Source organism: Pseudomonas sp. A125 (genome assembly GCF_055409485.1).
The window spans coordinates 136,374-151,364 of sequence record NZ_JBUZVP010000010.1; the positions used below are offsets into that span (position 1 = coordinate 136,374).

General features: G+C 54.3%; 11 protein-coding genes. 4 read left to right on the forward strand and 7 right to left on the reverse strand.

The window, feature by feature from the left end:
- Positions 1 to 17: 17 nt before the first annotated feature.
- From ACZRN6_RS15780 to ACZRN6_RS15800, 5 genes are all read right to left on the reverse strand, one after another.
- Complete coding sequence (locus ACZRN6_RS15780; protein ID WP_045058206.1) at positions 18 to 368, reverse strand: copper-binding protein; 351 nt, start codon at positions 366 to 368, stop codon at positions 18 to 20.
- Positions 365 to 3,523, reverse strand: a complete 3,159-nt coding sequence (locus tag ACZRN6_RS15785; protein ID WP_115146705.1) for an efflux RND transporter permease subunit — start codon at positions 3,521 to 3,523, stop codon at positions 365 to 367. Before ACZRN6_RS15785 ends, ACZRN6_RS15780 begins: the two co-directional genes overlap by 4 nt.
- Positions 3,520 to 5,004, reverse strand: coding sequence for an efflux RND transporter periplasmic adaptor subunit (locus tag ACZRN6_RS15790; protein ID WP_045058204.1), 1,485 nt, complete (start codon positions 5,002 to 5,004; stop codon positions 3,520 to 3,522). The genes ACZRN6_RS15785 and ACZRN6_RS15790 overlap by 4 nt, the downstream gene beginning before the upstream one ends.
- Complete coding sequence (locus ACZRN6_RS15795; RefSeq protein ID WP_090470168.1) at positions 5,001 to 6,257, reverse strand: TolC family protein; 1,257 nt, start codon at positions 6,255 to 6,257, stop codon at positions 5,001 to 5,003. The genes ACZRN6_RS15790 and ACZRN6_RS15795 overlap by 4 nt, the downstream gene beginning before the upstream one ends.
- Positions 6,258 to 6,356: 99 nt before the next feature.
- Positions 6,357 to 6,698: a hypothetical protein gene (locus tag ACZRN6_RS15800; RefSeq protein WP_045058202.1), complete on the reverse strand. Its 342-nt coding sequence runs from the start codon at positions 6,696 to 6,698 to the stop codon at positions 6,357 to 6,359.
- 361 nt (positions 6,699 to 7,059) lie between these two features.
- Between ACZRN6_RS15800 and ACZRN6_RS15805 the strand changes: the two genes are divergently transcribed.
- From ACZRN6_RS15805 to rloA3, 4 genes are all read left to right on the forward strand, one after another.
- Positions 7,060 to 9,414, forward strand: coding sequence for a heavy metal translocating P-type ATPase (locus ACZRN6_RS15805; RefSeq protein ID WP_045058201.1), 2,355 nt, complete (start codon positions 7,060 to 7,062; stop codon positions 9,412 to 9,414).
- Between the two features lie 90 nt (positions 9,415 to 9,504).
- The gene (locus ACZRN6_RS15810) at positions 9,505 to 9,861 is read left to right on the forward strand and encodes a TFIIB-type zinc ribbon-containing protein (protein ID WP_232392850.1); all 357 of its coding nucleotides are present in this window, start codon (positions 9,505 to 9,507) and stop codon (positions 9,859 to 9,861) included.
- A 181-nt stretch (positions 9,862 to 10,042) separates the two neighbouring features.
- Complete coding sequence (locus ACZRN6_RS15815) at positions 10,043 to 10,957, forward strand: cation diffusion facilitator family transporter (RefSeq protein WP_045058199.1); 915 nt, start codon at positions 10,043 to 10,045, stop codon at positions 10,955 to 10,957.
- 72 nt (positions 10,958 to 11,029) lie between these two features.
- Complete coding sequence (rloA3, locus tag ACZRN6_RS15820) at positions 11,030 to 11,545, forward strand: retropepsin-like aspartic peptidase RloA3 (RefSeq protein WP_090470184.1); 516 nt, start codon at positions 11,030 to 11,032, stop codon at positions 11,543 to 11,545.
- Between the two features lie 249 nt (positions 11,546 to 11,794).
- Here the strand turns inward: rloA3 and ACZRN6_RS15825 are convergent, their stop codons facing one another.
- Together ACZRN6_RS15825 and ACZRN6_RS15830 are read right to left on the reverse strand one after the other, a co-directional pair.
- Positions 11,795 to 13,495, reverse strand: coding sequence for a phosphoethanolamine transferase (locus ACZRN6_RS15825; RefSeq protein WP_045057964.1), 1,701 nt, complete (start codon positions 13,493 to 13,495; stop codon positions 11,795 to 11,797).
- Positions 13,496 to 13,689: 194 nt separating this feature from the next.
- The gene (locus tag ACZRN6_RS15830) at positions 13,690 to 14,496 is read right to left on the reverse strand and encodes a hypothetical protein (RefSeq protein ID WP_147282609.1); all 807 of its coding nucleotides are present in this window, start codon (positions 14,494 to 14,496) and stop codon (positions 13,690 to 13,692) included.
- Between the last annotated feature and the right edge of the window lie 495 nt (positions 14,497 to 14,991).

Consider the following 14,991-nt stretch of genomic DNA (forward strand, 5'->3'; position numbering starts at 1 on the left):
CTTTCACCACCGCTGTTTCACTTTTGAATGGACACAATCGTAGCTCTACCACCCTCTATCAGGAAGGAAAAAGATACACGGTCTCCGGCCGTCAGCCCTGTCAACTTATCTTGCGTTACGGAAAAGACCATGGTCATCGGCGGCCATCGCACGGCAGGCACAGCGCCGTGAGAGATAGTCACCGTATGCTTCACAGTATCGATAGCCTTGATCGTTCCATCGGCATTCGCGACTGGAGCCTGCTTTGTTTCCTCAGTCATCTGCTTGCTCTCCATACCGTCCATCTTCATACCCGGCATGTCCTCTGCCAGGGCAGAAAAAGACAACGCTACTACGGTGCTGGCAACTGCAATCAGGGTCAGTTTCATACGACACTTCCTTCAGGTTTGACGGTTTCAACGGAGAGGTGCCGGCGACGCATCAGGCGATAGGCTGCCGGAATGACAAACAGGGAAAGCAAGGGTGCCGTGACCATGCCGCCTACCATGGGCGCAGCAATGCGGCTCATCACCTCGCTGCCGGTCCCGCTGCCCAGCAAGATGGGTAACAAGCCGGCAATGATGACGGCCACGGTCATGGCCTTGGGTCGAACACGCTGCACGGCGCCTTCACGAATCGCCGCAACCAGACCGAGCTCAGTGCTGTCGCCGAGGTCTTCACGTTCGGCCCAGGCGTTCTTCAGGTAGAGCAACATGATCACGCCAAACTCGGCGGAAACACCGGCCAAGGCGATAAAGCCGACCCCGGTGGCGACTGACAGGTTGAACCCCAACAGATAGAGGAACCATGCCCCGCCCGTGAGAGCGAATGGCAGAGTGGCCATGATCAGCAAGGCCTCATCGAAGCGGGCAAAAGTCAGGTAGAGCAGCACGAAGATGATCAACAGCGTGGCAGGCACCACCAGTTTGAGTCGTGCGTTGGCCCTTTCGAGAAACTCGAACTGCCCTGAGTAGCTCAGGCTCATGCCGGGCTGCAACTTGACCTGCTCATTGACGACCCGTCGTAGATCAGCGACCACCGACGCAATGTCCCTCCCCCGCACATCGACGTACACCCAGCCCGAAGGTCGTGCGTTCTCGCTCTTGAGCATCGGTGGACCGTCCGTGACTTTGACCTTCGCCACTGTGCCGAGGGTGATCTGGCTACCTAGCGGGGTATAGATCGGCAATTGCTCCAGGGCGCCGAGCGAGTCACGCCACTCCCGTGGATAGCGCACGTTGATCGGGAAGCGTGCGAGCCCTTCAATGGTCTCGCCGACGTTTTCACCGCCGATAGCGCCGGCCACGATGGACTGCACATCGGCGATATTCAGTCCGTAGCGGGCGGCGGCTTTGCGGTCGATATCCACATCGATATAGCGACCACCGGTCAGACGCTCGGCCAGAGCCGAACTGACGCCGGGCACGTCCTTGGCCACTCGCTCAACCGCCTGAGTCGCGGCATCGATCTCCGTCAGGTTGGTGCCGGCAACTTTCACTCCGATGGGACTCTTGATCCCCGTAGCCAGCATGTCGATACGGTTACGAATCGGTGGTATCCAGATATTCGTCAGCCCAGGGACTCGTACCACTCGATCCAGTTCTTCCACCAACTTTTCCTGGGTCATGCCTGGACGCCATTGCTCGTGCGGCTTGAACTGGATCGTGGTTTCGAACATCTCCAGCGGTGCGGGGTCGGTGGCGGTTTCAGCGCGCCCCGCCTTACCGAAGACGTGTTCGACTTCAGGCACGGTCTTGATCAGACGGTCAGTCTGTTGCAGCAGTTGTGCCGCTTTCTGCGCTGACAATCCCGGCAGAGCTGAAGGCATATAGAGCAGGTCGCCCTCGTCCAACGGGGGGAGAAACTCGCCACCCAAGCGAGACATTGGCCATAGCGCACTGACAAAAACCAATAGTGCCACCAGCAGCGTGATCTTTGGTCGACGCAAGACTGCGTCCAGGGCTGGCTGATAGATCCGAATCAACCACCGGTTCAACGGGTTCTGATGTTCACTGGGAATTCGTCCACGAATCCAGTAGCCCATCAGCACCGGCACCAAGGTCACTGACAATCCCGCCGCTGCGGCCATGGCGTAGGTCTTGGTGAAAGCCAAAGGACCGAACAGCCGTCCTTCCTGAGCTTCCAGGGTGAACACCGGAATGAAAGACAGAGTGATGATCAACAAACAGAAGAACAGCGCCGGGCCTACCTCTGCCGCCGCTTCGGTCATTACATGCCAATGACGTTCACCCTTCAGTTCTTCCCCCGGATTGGCCGCGTGCCATGCCTCGATCTTCTTGTGGGCGTTCTCGATCATCACCACGGCGGCATCGACCATGGCGCCGATGGCGATGGCTATCCCGCCCAAGGACATGATGTTGGCGTTGATGCCCTGGTAGCGCATGACGATGAAGGCAATCAGCACCCCCACCGGCAGCGAAATGATCGCCACCAGAGATGAGCGCAGGTGCCAGAGGAAGATCCCACACACCAACGCGACAACGATGAACTCTTCGATGAGCTTGTGGCTGAGGTTTTCCACGGCGCGGTCGATCAGCTTACTGCGGTCGTAGGTGGTGACGATATCCACCCCGGCCGGCAGACTGCTTTTCAGTTCGTCGAGTTTGGTCTTGACCGCGGCAATGGTCTCGCGAGCATTCTTGCCGCTGCGCAAAATCACCACGCCGCCGACGGTCTCGCCTTCGCCGTCGAGTTCAGTAATGCCACGCCGCATTTCCGGTCCCAACTGGATCGTGGCGACATCGCCAAGGGTTACTGGCACTCCTCCCGAAGCCAGCTTGAGCGGGATCGCCCGAAAGTCATTGAGCGTCTTCAGGTAGCCGGAAGCACGCACGATGAACTCGGTCTCTGCCATCTCCAGCACCGCGCCACCGGTTTCCTGGTTGGCCTTGCCGATGGCTTCGGTCACCTCAGCCTGAGTAATACCGAGGCTGGCCAGTTTGAGCGGATCAAGCTGGACCTGGTACTGCTTGACCATGCCACCCACGGTGGCTACTTCTGCAACGTTGGGCAGGGTCTTGAGTTCGAACTTGAGGAACCAGTCCTGAAGTGCGCGTAGCTGCGCCAGATCGTGTCCTCCACTGCGATCCACCAGTGCGTACTGATAGATCCAGCCCACCCCCGTCGCATCCGGTCCCAACGCCGGCTTGGCGCTGGCCGGCAACCGACTTTGTATTTGGCTCAGATACTCCAACACCCGCGAGCGCGCCCAGTACAAGTCAGTGCCGTCTTCGAACAGCACGTAAACGAAGCTGTCACCGAAGAAGGAATAGCCACGCACCGTCTTGGCACCCGGCACCGAGAGCATGGTGGTGGCCAACGGATAGGTCACCTGGTTCTCGACAATCTGCGGCGCTTGTCCCGGAAAAGGGGTGCGGATGATCACCTGAACATCCGAGAGATCTGGCAGTGCATCGATGGGCGTGCTCTGCACCGACCAAATGCCCCACGCCGTGACAAACAGCGTCGCCAGTAGCACCAGGAATCGGTTGGCCACTGACCAACGAATCAGGGCAGCGATCATGGCTGGCTCCCCGATTTTTCCAGGCGCTCAACACGCAGGCCATCGTCGGTCTGACTCACCGCAACCCGAACCTTGTCACCCGTTTTGAAGCCCTGCATCAGCGCCGGGTTGGCGAGTGGGAACGTCATCGTCATGCCAGGCATACCCAGCGTTTTGAAAGGACCATGGGCGAGCGTGACTTCTTTGTCGTTGATCTCAACGATCTGCCCATCCGCTTCATGAAAGCTGGAGGCTGCTGCGCTGGGTGGTGACTCTTCCTCCGAGCTTGCAACGATGCCCTTAAGACTGGCCTCCGAGTCGAGCAGGAACTGGCCAGAGGTAACCACTTTCTGGCCTTCTTCCAGACCTTTCAATATCGCCGTCTTGCCATCGCTTTCCTGCCCGAGTTGCACCGCCACGGGACGGTAGCGGCCGGCGTCTGCGGCGAGCATCACCAAGGCACGTCGGCCCGTGCGAATCACCGCTTCGCTCGGCACCCACAACACACTTTGCTCGGTCGAACGATTCAGGTGTACCTGCGCTGTCAAACCCGGTCTGAGGCGTCCGTCCGGATTGGGTAACTCGACACGTACGCGAAGAGTGCGGCTGTCCGGATTGGTCTCGGGCAAAATCGCGCTGACCCTGCCGTTGAGTATTGTCCCTGGGAAAGCTGGCAGGCGCGCTTCGACCGCCTGCCCCACGGTGATTGATCCGGCATCCGATTCTGGAACGGCCACGGCTAGCCAGACACTGCTCAAGCCATTGACGCGTGCCAGAGTATCGCCAGTCGCCACGGTCATTCCCGCACGTACGTTCAATTCTTGCAGTACACCGGCAATGGGGCTGGTCAGCGTCAGGTAGGGCTGAACCTTACCGCCACGCTCTACATCGGTAATCAGTGCTGCCGGCATCCCTGTGAGCCGCAGTCGTTGTCGGGCCGCATCCAACAGGGCAGCATCCCCGTTGCGTTTCAGGGCAAGGAACTCTGTCTGGGCAGCGGCCCACTCAGGCACCAGAACATCCGCCAGCGCCGCGTTGGCTTTGAGTACATCGCCGGGAGCATGGGCATAGACCCGCTCCACAAAGCCAGGGGTGCGCGCCTGAATCACAGCGACATCACGTTCGTTGAATCCCAACACACCTGTCACGTCGAGGCTGGAATCAAAGATCGCACGGCTGACTGTCGCAAAACGCAGGCCGAGATTTTGGGTCAGACTTGGATCGATACTGACGGTCGCTCGGTCCCCTGCGCTGCTGGTGTACTGCGGGACCAGTTGCATGTCCATGAAGGGAGACTTACCCGGCTTATCGAACTTTTGTTGCGGGTACATGGGGTCGTACCAATAAAGTGCTTTGCGTTCGCCCGGTGAATTGAGGCTCTGCTCTTGTGTGGTATTTGGTAGTCCACTCATACGCTGATGCGCCAACCAGTAACCACCGGCAACACCTAAGGCCAGCGAGATGCCAACCAGCAATGCCCCGTTCCCTTTTTTAAGGCTCATTGGCTGGACTCCCCATAAGCAAAATACAACCGCGCACTGGTCAGCGCTCGCTGCTCTTCCACGTCGATCTGTTTGAGGCGGGCCTCGATGAGTTCACGTCGGGCAGCAACAACGGCGTTTAAATCGCCTTTGCCCGAGCGATAACTGGCCATGCTGAGTTCGACCTTTTCCTTGGCCAGCGGCAACAGGCTTTCCTGGTTTCGGCGCACGGCACGATTCAGGCGCTCATAGTCGGCCAGTTCGCTCTCTAGTTGCTGAGTGTGCTCGCGTGACAGAGCTTCGCGCTCGGCCTCAAGCTGACTGAGTTCAGCCTGTTTGGCTGCGATTTTGGGGTTTTGGCGCGAGTCAGGAAACAGCGGCAGCTCCCAGGAAAATTGCACGCTGACCATATCGCCAAACTCACGGCCGCGACGCTGATAATCCAGCTCCCAGCTCCAGTCCGACTGCTTCTCCGACACGGCTTCACGAACCTTGGCTTGCGCTTCGCGGGTCATCGGCGCAAACGCTGCCAACTCGGGGTGGTGTTGCAGTTTATGGGCGTAGCCGGAGGTATCGACGGGCCAATGCGGCAAGCTGCCCACAGGCTTGTCGTTGGCGGCGGAGCCAATCCAGCGTTTGAGGGCTGCTCGGGCCTGCGCTCTCTGGAGAATCAGATCGTCCTGTTGCTCCGCCAGTTGAGCCGCTTCTTGCTTAGGCGTCACCGCATCGGCGGGTTGAGCGCGGCCACCGGCAATCTGGGCCCTGACGGTATCGGTCAACAGGCGGTTTTCTTTGTAGAAGTCCTGGAACAGCGCATCTTTGCGCTCAACCGAGTAGCTATTGATCCAGGCCAACGCCGTGGACTGGCGTACTTTCAGACGTTCGACTCGACGCTCCGCAGCGGCGCGATCAATGGCCGCATCGGCCACTTCTATGCGCGCTTTGCGCTTGTCGCTGTTGGGCATTTCTTGCCTGACCCCGACCACTTGCATGGTCATGAAGTCCTGATCGATGCTCCAGCGATCCGGACCGCCAATGGGGTAGTTCTGCACACCCAACAGTAGCCTGGGGTCAGGTAGTTCACCGGCTGGAATAGCCGCGCTGCTGGCAGCTTGAATTTTGGCGTCTTGTGCGGTCAGCGACGGTGCATTGTTTTCGGCCAGCCGCAACGCTTCATCGAGTGTCAATGCGGCAGCGAAGCTCGGCAATGCCAGTACGCTTGCCGCCAGACCGGCCACGAGGGACCAGCCTGTGCAATAGCACTTGGAGTTCATGTTTACGATTCCTGTGATCATCCACTGCACGCGTCAAAAGACATGCGCGCAGCTAGTCCATCCCGCTAACGCGGAATGAGGCTCAATGTGGGACAGGAATCAAACGCGAGGCGGTCGCCATACCCCGGACGGGGTCTGTACGGGTAGGGAATCGCTGAAGAAGTAAAGCACTACGGGGCTGAATACGGTTACAGGAGGCTTGAGGATCGAGACTTGCAGCATGCCGCCTGTCTTGCATTCCTGGCCCGGCTTACAAGGTTTGCCGTGCTCGGAAGGGCTTTTCATATCGTTGCAGCAGTCCATCCCCATGTCGTCCATTATCGCCATGCCCATCGTCTTCATTGGGCATGGTTCTGTCGGTGCCTGAACGCCCGCCATCCCGCTGAGGGGAAGCGCCAAGCTAATCATGAAGACGATGCAAAACCGCAGATAGCGTTTCATGGACTGGAGTGTAGACGGTGCAAATGGCCCTTACAATTGGATGCAGGGCATAAACGGCCTGCCGAGAGGCCTAAGTCAGGTGATAACACCGGAGCTGGTTTATAAATCTGAGTCAATTTTTATCTGGCCACATCTCATCTTTTACCTGAGTTTGTGGACAGATTGCAGCCAAAAATAGGCGAATAGGAGACCTCAAATCAAGTTTTTGAACCCTCTTCTGCCTTCCGAGGATTAGGTGATGTCCATGGAGGACCAAGCTATCCGCACACGAAAGCAGCTTCAAATAACTTCATTGGGCGCTTGACCCTGTAGTAGGTACAGGCTGTTGAATGGTGAAATTATCCCAAGCGGTAGAAGCACCATGAACCAGGAAAACAAGCTCAAGCCGGTCCTCCGTCTTCACGTACAGAAGAAAGAAGAGTGTTGCGGATCTGACCATCAACATGGGTCTGTTAATGCTGCTGAACCCAAGCATCACAAAGAACATGGTCACGACCATGAGCATGAGCATGAGCATGCTCACGATCATGCCGATGCGTGCTGTGCTCATGGCACGCAAGCTACTGATGGTGTTGCGATTACTAAGAGTAGCCCTGCCCCGAAAGGGACCAGTAGAGTTCGCTACCGCATCGATAAAATGGATTGCCCTACAGAGGAGCGCTTGATCCGCAACCGACTGGAGCCGATGGCCGGAATTGTTCGGCTCGACTTCAACCTCCTGAATCGTGAGTTGACCGTGCATCACCGCTTGGATGATCCGCAGCCAATCGTCACCGCATTAGTCGCGTTGGACATGGGGCCGAGCCTGATCGAAGCCGGTGCCGCGCCATCGGCGGTTCCCCCGGCCCTGAGCGCAAAACTAAAAGGATTGCTGGCCATCAGTGGCCTGGCTGCTATCGCCGCTGAAGTCATCGCGTGGACAACCGGACAAGAAGGTTCTTGGCCGGTTATGGTGCTTGCGGCTCTTTCCATTCTGAGCGCTGGTTTGCCCACCCTCAAAAAGGGTTGGATTGCAGTTAAGAACCTCACTCTGAACATCTATTTTCTGATGTCGTTGGCTGTCGTTGGTGCTCTCATCATCGGTAAATGGCCCGAAGCCGCGATGGTGGTTTTCCTTTTCGCCGTTGCTGAGGCTATCGAAGCACTTTCTCTGGAGCGCGCGCGGAACGCGATCAAGTCGCTGACCGCGTTGGCGCCAGAAACCGCTGAAGTCATGACTGATGGCGGCTGGAAAGACCATCCGGTGGCGAGTGTATTACTTGGTAGTCGTATTCGGGTTCGCACGGGTTCGCGAGTACCCTTGGATGCCCGCATAGACTCAGGTCGCGCCGCACTGGACCAAGCTCCAATTACCGGCGAAAGCCTACCTGTTGATAAGCAGGTCGGGGACCCACTTTACGCTGGCAGTATCGTTACCGACGGCGTGGTTGAAGCGACTGTGACGGCCGTAGCAGGAGAAAGTACTCTTGCTCGTATCGCGGCAGCCATACAAGACGCGCAGTCTCAACGAGCCCCTACTCAGCGATTTGTAGATGAGTTTGCACGTTATTACACCCCGGCTGTAGTGGTTCTTGCCCTCTTGGTCGCTGTCTTGGGCCCTGTACTGATCGGTGGAACCTGGGGCGATTGGCTTTATCAGGCCCTGGTCCTGTTAGTGATCGCCTGCCCATGTGCCTTGGTGGTTTCAACGCCAATTACCGTCGTCAGTGGGCTAGCCGCGGCTGCCAAGCATGGCATTTTGATTAAAGGCGGTGCATACCTTGAAAGCGGCCGACTACTTAAGGTTGTGGCGCTCGACAAGACCGGCACCTTGACCCAAGGCAAGCCGGTACTGACCGATAACGAGCCGTTTGGTGATCTGCCCATCGAGATGGCTTTGCAGATCGCAGCTAGCCTCGACGAACACAGTACACACCCAGTGGCGAAGGCCTTGGTCAGCGGATGGAAATTACAGCAACCGGATGCGGCGACTCTGCCGGTTGAGGACTTCGGCGTACTCAACGGTCGTGGCGTCAAAGGCAATATCGACGGTCAATCGTGGCACCTGGGTAACCACCGCTTGGTTGAAGAGTTGGGCGTATGCTCGCCGGCCCTTGAGGCCCGATTGTCGCTACTGGAAAACGCAGGAAAAACTGTAATCGTGCTCTGCGCGGCCAGCGGTCCAGTAGCGATTTTTGCTGTGGCTGACACCGTAAGGCCTGAAAGCTTTGCTGCCGTAACTGCTCTGAAAGCGTTGAATGTCGTACCGGTGATGCTCACGGGTGACAACCCTGCAACCGCCAAGTCCATCGCCGCTCAGCTCGGCATACAGGATGCACGCGGAAACCTCATGCCGGAGGATAAACAAGCCGCCGTCGCTGAACTCAAACGCCGCTTTGGTACTGTTGGCATGGTGGGCGATGGTGTGAACGATGCTCCAGCATTGGCGCAAGCCGACATTGGTTTTGCGATGGGGGCCGCAGGGACTGCCACAGCCCTTGAAACGGCTGATGTCGCCATCATGGATGACGACCCACGCAAGATTGCTGATTTTATTAGCCTGAGTCGTCGATGTGCCTCTGTTTTGAAGCAAAACATCGGACTGGCCTTGGGTATCAAAGTTGTATTTTTGGCGCTTGCATTGTCCGGCCACGCTACGTTGTGGATGGCTGTTTTCGCCGATATGGGAGCGAGCCTGCTGGTCGTATTCAACGGACTGCGGCTACTGCGTCGGTGATACGAAAGCTGCGACTTCGTGTTCAATTACATGCCCACACAAGGAAATCAAATCATGCAATGTCCGATCTGCAAAGATACTGCCCTCGTAATGACTGAGCGCCAAAGCATCGAAATTGATTATTGCCCTCAATGCCGTGGCGTTTGGCTCGACCGAGGTGAACTCGACAAGATCATCGAGCGCAGCCAACAACAGGAGGCCGTTAGGTTTCTTCCACAGAACCCAATTCCACCCGTACAGAATGCTCCTCCAGCAGTACAACCCGGTTACAGCCAGCATGGAGATAGCCAAGCTCATGGAGATCAGCGAGGAAGTCACGGTGGCGGTTGGAGAGAAGGTGGCCACCAGAGCGGCCATCAAAGTCATGGTGGACATCAAAACCAGAGTGGGCATCAGGGGCAACAGTCGTACCGCAAAAAATCATTTTTGCAGGAGATGTTCGATTAAGGCTGCGATTTCGCGCTTTGATCGGGATATACCTCGAACCAGCACCAATTCTGAAATAGGGTGTTTCATGAGATGGAACGGTTTTGGGTATTAGCTGGTCTTTATATCCTGCAATCGACTCGTAGCAAGGGTGCTACCTGGGTGGTTGGAGTTTCAGCGAGCGGCGTTTGAGGAAAAGGTTATGAGTTCAGGACACAGTCACGGCCAAGTACGCGCCGGTCACGAAAAGTTGCTGTGGATCGCACTCACCCTGACGACAAGCTTTATGGTCGCGGAGGTCATTGGAGCTTTTGTCACCGGCAGCCTGGCCTTATTATCCGACGCGGCCCACATGCTGACGGACGTTGCGGCTTTGGCGATATCCTTGGTCGCTATTCATATAGCCAAACGCTCTGCGGATAGGAAGCGGACCTTCGGGTACGCACGATTTGAAATACTTGCAGCCACCTTCAATGCGGTCTTGCTGTTTTTAGTCGCTATGTACATCGTTTATGAAGCGTATCTGCGACTTAAAGTCCCGGCGGAAATCCAGTCGACTGGCATGTTGGTCATTGCGGTGTTCGGGCTCATCGTCAACCTTGTTTCAATGCGCCTACTGAGTGCTGCCAGTGGGGAAAGCCTCAATGTGAAGGGCGCTTATTTAGAGGTCTGGAGCGATATGGTGGGGTCTATTGGCGTCATCATCGCAGCTCTTTTGATCCGTTTCACCGGCTGGACTTGGGTTGATTCACTTGTCGCGGCTGGCATCGGGTTCTGGGTGCTGCCCAGGACTTGGTCATTGCTCAAGGAAAGCATGAACATATTGCTGCAAGGGGTTCCAGAGGGCATCGATATTGAGAAGGTAGAGGCAACGCTTTATGGCATTGAGGGGGTCAAGAATATCCACGATTTGCATATCTGGGCTTTGACCAGTGGTAAAAGTGTTATGAGCGTCCATCTTGTCGCTGACTCGGCTTCCCGCAGCGAGCAAGCTATCTTGGCTGAAGTAACCAGCCTTATGAGTGATAAGTTCCACATCAGCCATACTACCGTCCAAATGGAAGGATCTGATTTTCACGATCAACTGGCTGACGATCATGAGGGTATGGTCCACTAACTGAGTCGTGGTATTTATTTAAGCTGGATGAACGTTTATACGTCGTGATACAGATCAAAAGGGTCGATTAAAATGGTCAGAAATATTTTAAGTTATTCTGGGCTGGCTTTGTTTTTGGCTTTTGTTGCGCAGCCAGCTTTTTCAACACCTGCTAATCCAGAAAGGGTATACGGGTGGATTGAGGAAGGAATACTTTTACCAGAAAATATTGCTGTGAAAGTAAAGTTAGATACAGGGGCTCTTACATCCTCGATGGATGCGAAAGACTTAGAACGATTCCGTAAAAATGGAGAGGAATGGGTTCGTTTCAACGTTAAAGTAAAAGACACAAAAACTAAGAAGGTGAGTAACGCACTCTTCGAGCGACGCGTCGAAAGAAATGTAAAGGTTCGAGGCGCCGGTGGCGCTGAACATCGTCCAGTAGTCATGATGACGATGTGCATAGGTGATAAAATTTATAAGGAAGAGTTTTCACTGAAGGATCGAGGCGACATGAACTACCCCGTATTGATTGGTCGCAAAACTTTGGGGGTCTTGGGCGCGGTCGATGTTTCACGCACATTCACTAACGAACCAAACTGTAATTAAACACCTGAATTATACATTTTATCTATACGTGCAGGGTGAATGTATTGAGAAAATAGCTCGGCAGAATTTTGCAGCTTTTTTGATGCTTGATGTGGCTGACTAAATAGTCTTAAAAAAAGCTCACCCGGATGCCGATTTTTAGGAAGAGTTAGAAGTGGCGCCATGCAACGATTAGTATTTAGTTGCATGGCTTCTAATCAAAGTATGCTCATACTATAGGGTCATTTTAGATCTTTCTCGCAGCTCCACTTATTTCGGTGTTTTCATTGATTGACGCTCAAATGTCTGCGCGAGCTTTAACGGTGTTGACGCTTTGGACTGGCAGGTACTGAACAGATCAAGCTCTGGGCGATATGCTGTAGTTTGAATACCCATCAACCCCAATATAGAATGGAATAAGTTGTCATGGGACAGTGATACGTCTCGCTGATCCTTCAAACATTGGGAGTCGAGGGTTTGACGCGACTGCATGTTTTTGGAGATCCAGATTACCATGGGGATACTAGTCTGCTCGCTGGGAGCCATGGCATAAGGAAGTCCGTGCAAGTAAAGCCCATTCTCGCCGAGGGACTCACCGTGATCAGAGACATAAAGCATCGCCGTATCAAAACGCTCAGCGTTACGCTTTAGCAGGTCGATCGTTTGCCCAAGTACATAGTCCGTATAACCGAGGCTGTTATCATAGGCACTGACAATGCTTTCGCGCGTACAACGTTCAAGTTGATTATTATCGCAAACGGGACCGAATCGTTCGAACGCCGGTGGATAGCGCTTGGAATAGGATGGGCCGTGACTGCCTTTCATGTGTAGCACCACGATTGAATCCCGCTGCTGTTGATCCAAGTAGGCTTGTAAATCTTGCAATAAGACTTCGTCGTAACACTCGTCAGCTCTACATAATCCCGTCGATTTCTGATTGTTCAATTTTTCATTTGGTACTCGGTCGCAAATGCCTTTGCAACCCGAATTATTGTCTCTCCACAGGACCGATACGCCGGCCCGCTGCAACACGTCTAATAGTCCTTCTCTGCGCAACGCCATACCGTCTTTGTAGCCTTCTTTACCCACATCCAGAAACATGCAGGGTAAGGAAACGGCCGTAGCTGTTCCACATGAGCTGACATTGGTAAAACTTAAGACACCACGACTGGCCAATTCCGGATTGGTATCCCGGGAATAGCCATTGAGGGAGAAATTCGCGGACCTGGCGGTTTCACCCACCATCAGTACCGTTAGCCGTGGTTTGCGTACACCAGCAGTAGCTTCTTCACGGCGGGCATCAGCACCAATGGTTTTTAATTCGGCGGGAACTGCTAGCTGGCGACGCGTGTACCCATGAATTGCCGAAACCACATTCGACGGAACCAACATCAACCTGAGTTCGCGATGATTACGCATCAGCGATGCATAGGATTGATAAAGCGTAAATACGACGATCGCCAAGCAGGTGAGCGCTACCGCCACCCCCATGAATCGATGAGCAAGTGCGCGGGACCACGATCTTTGAATCAAACGGACTCGAGTGATAACCAGCACCGGCATAACACCAAAGCCCAGCATCCACAGCAGTAGATCCGAGTTCAACAGCTCCGTGGCTTCGGAGCTGTCCGTCTGCATCACATTCGTTAGCATGCTGTAATCAATTACTATGCCATAGCTATTCATAAAGTAACTCGTTGCTGCCGCAACCAGCAACACGATAGCTAGCACAGGTTTTATCAATCGTCCCCAAGCCATCACGCTGAGTAATACGTAGAGCCAAATCAACACGAACCAAGGCAGGCTAAGCACGAATATGGTGTTTCCGTCTTGTAGGCCTCCCACGCCTTGCCAGACAGCACGCCAAAATGGCCAGTTACTAAACAATAGAAGCCAAGTCGAAACTGCAAGAATTAACTGATTGCTGCCGAGTGTGATTTCCCAACTGCGAATTGGTACTTTGTTATTCATGGGTACTCCGGAAAATCTCGACGTATCCAGGCGCGAACTGCCACTGGAGTGTCACTACATTTTAGGTAAGAAAAAATCGCCAATAGCGCGGTGCAACTCGTGGATGCACCAGTGACCCTGAACGTTCTCGTCAGCTAGTTGGCGATCTGCGACTAGCCAAACCGCCAGACACCCCACGCTGATGAAAATCTTTTTCATGAGGTAGCACCCCAAGTAAGTGACGTGGCTGTAGATCCGCTCGATTCGTCCTTGAACGCCAGTAGTTGTGCTGAAGCGAGGTATTGGATACGGGTGCGCGGAGGGCCCAGAACACCCGTAAACTTGCGGTTGGATATTTCAAAGAAATTAGTGTTGGAGTCCTTGGCGCTTCGTGCGGCGGGAAGGATCACTTGACTGAAGAACTTCTTTTCTCTGTGGGCCATCGAGCGCTTGTCTACAGCAAGATGGATTTCGTACCGCAGGCGCGGTTCGGCGACGTTGTGCATATCACGAGACTGATAGGTGCGGCTAGCCTCCGACGAAATGCTTTTTAGTTTGCGGCCGAAAAACAAAATCGGCGTTGAAGCGCCCACCAGGTTCAACCGCTTCCGGATGCTGGTCATCGTTCCGCCAGACAGTGCGAACTCTGAGCTGAAATCAGACCTTGCTGTGCAAGCATGACGCCGTAAAAAACTTCGATCATCGGGGCGCAAGTCATTACGGCAGTGTTTAGACTCCAGCGCCACTATGCCTTTACTCTTAGATGCGACCTCAATCCATGCGTGACTTTTGCGGCACCTTTTCGGTGTCCGGCGGAGCTTAACGTTGGTAGTGTTCGAATTTTCGCGGAAGGCTTGGGCATCTATTATTAGTACTGGATTGGGGATCAAATCAGTCTGTTGCTGCCCGGCTTGGGCAGTTTGGATTTCCCACTGTGCATCTGCGAGGCTTGGGTTATTGGTCAATGCTATTTGAGGTTTGGTCACAGCCTCGGCGTGGGTTGCCCGAAGCAACGCCGTCATCAACGACGAAACACGAGACGGTGGGCCAGCCGCCCACAACATTTTTCTAATGCGAGATGGCATAACGAGATTTACGCCCCCAAAGTGCGCAGTTTCTTTGTTAACTCATAAATATTTGATGGTCTAAAAGACTTCTGATCGATTTCTGCCGGCTGAATTCGATCAGAAGTCGACACGACCGCAGGATCCTATGACGCATAGATTTTTTGCAGGCTCAATGTACTGCTGAACAGTTATCAGAAGGGTGACAGAAGAATTACAAATTTGTTATCCCCCCTCTGCCGCGGACAATTAGTCTAAGATCTACTTAGTGTGTAGGTTTGTATGTTTGTATATTTGCATATTTGTATATTTGTATATTTGTATGTTTGACGTCGATAACATAACGGAGCCACAACAGCGCGCAATAGCTCCTTACTGACTAAAATCGTACAACGCAAATATGTTGAAGTTTATCGGTAAATAAAATTTTCTATACGTGTGTAAGGATGATTT

What these genes read in the sequence shown, in the direction of transcription:
- ACZRN6_RS15780 (WP_045058206.1), bottom strand. Translation starts at nt 368, where the DNA reads ATGAAACTGACCCTGATTGCAGTTGCCAGCACCGTAGTAGCGTTGTCT.
- ACZRN6_RS15785 (WP_115146705.1), bottom strand. Translation starts at nt 3,523, where the DNA reads ATGATCGCTGCCCTGATTCGTTGGTCAGTGGCCAACCGATTCCTGGTG.
- ACZRN6_RS15790 (WP_045058204.1), bottom strand. Translation starts at nt 5,004, where the DNA reads ATGAGCCTTAAAAAAGGGAACGGGGCATTGCTGGTTGGCATCTCGCTG.
- ACZRN6_RS15795 (WP_090470168.1), bottom strand. Translation starts at nt 6,257, where the DNA reads ATGAACTCCAAGTGCTATTGCACAGGCTGGTCCCTCGTGGCCGGTCTG.
- ACZRN6_RS15800 (WP_045058202.1), bottom strand. Translation starts at nt 6,698, where the DNA reads ATGAAACGCTATCTGCGGTTTTGCATCGTCTTCATGATTAGCTTGGCG.
- ACZRN6_RS15805 (WP_045058201.1), top strand. Translation starts at nt 7,060, where the DNA reads ATGAACCAGGAAAACAAGCTCAAGCCGGTCCTCCGTCTTCACGTACAG.
- ACZRN6_RS15810 (WP_232392850.1), top strand. Translation starts at nt 9,505, where the DNA reads ATGACTGAGCGCCAAAGCATCGAAATTGATTATTGCCCTCAATGCCGT.
- ACZRN6_RS15815 (WP_045058199.1), top strand. Translation starts at nt 10,043, where the DNA reads ATGAGTTCAGGACACAGTCACGGCCAAGTACGCGCCGGTCACGAAAAG.
- rloA3 (WP_090470184.1), top strand. Translation starts at nt 11,030, where the DNA reads ATGGTCAGAAATATTTTAAGTTATTCTGGGCTGGCTTTGTTTTTGGCT.
- ACZRN6_RS15825 (WP_045057964.1), bottom strand. Translation starts at nt 13,495, where the DNA reads ATGAATAACAAAGTACCAATTCGCAGTTGGGAAATCACACTCGGCAGC.
- ACZRN6_RS15830 (WP_147282609.1), bottom strand. Translation starts at nt 14,496, where the DNA reads ATGACGGCGTTGCTTCGGGCAACCCACGCCGAGGCTGTGACCAAACCT.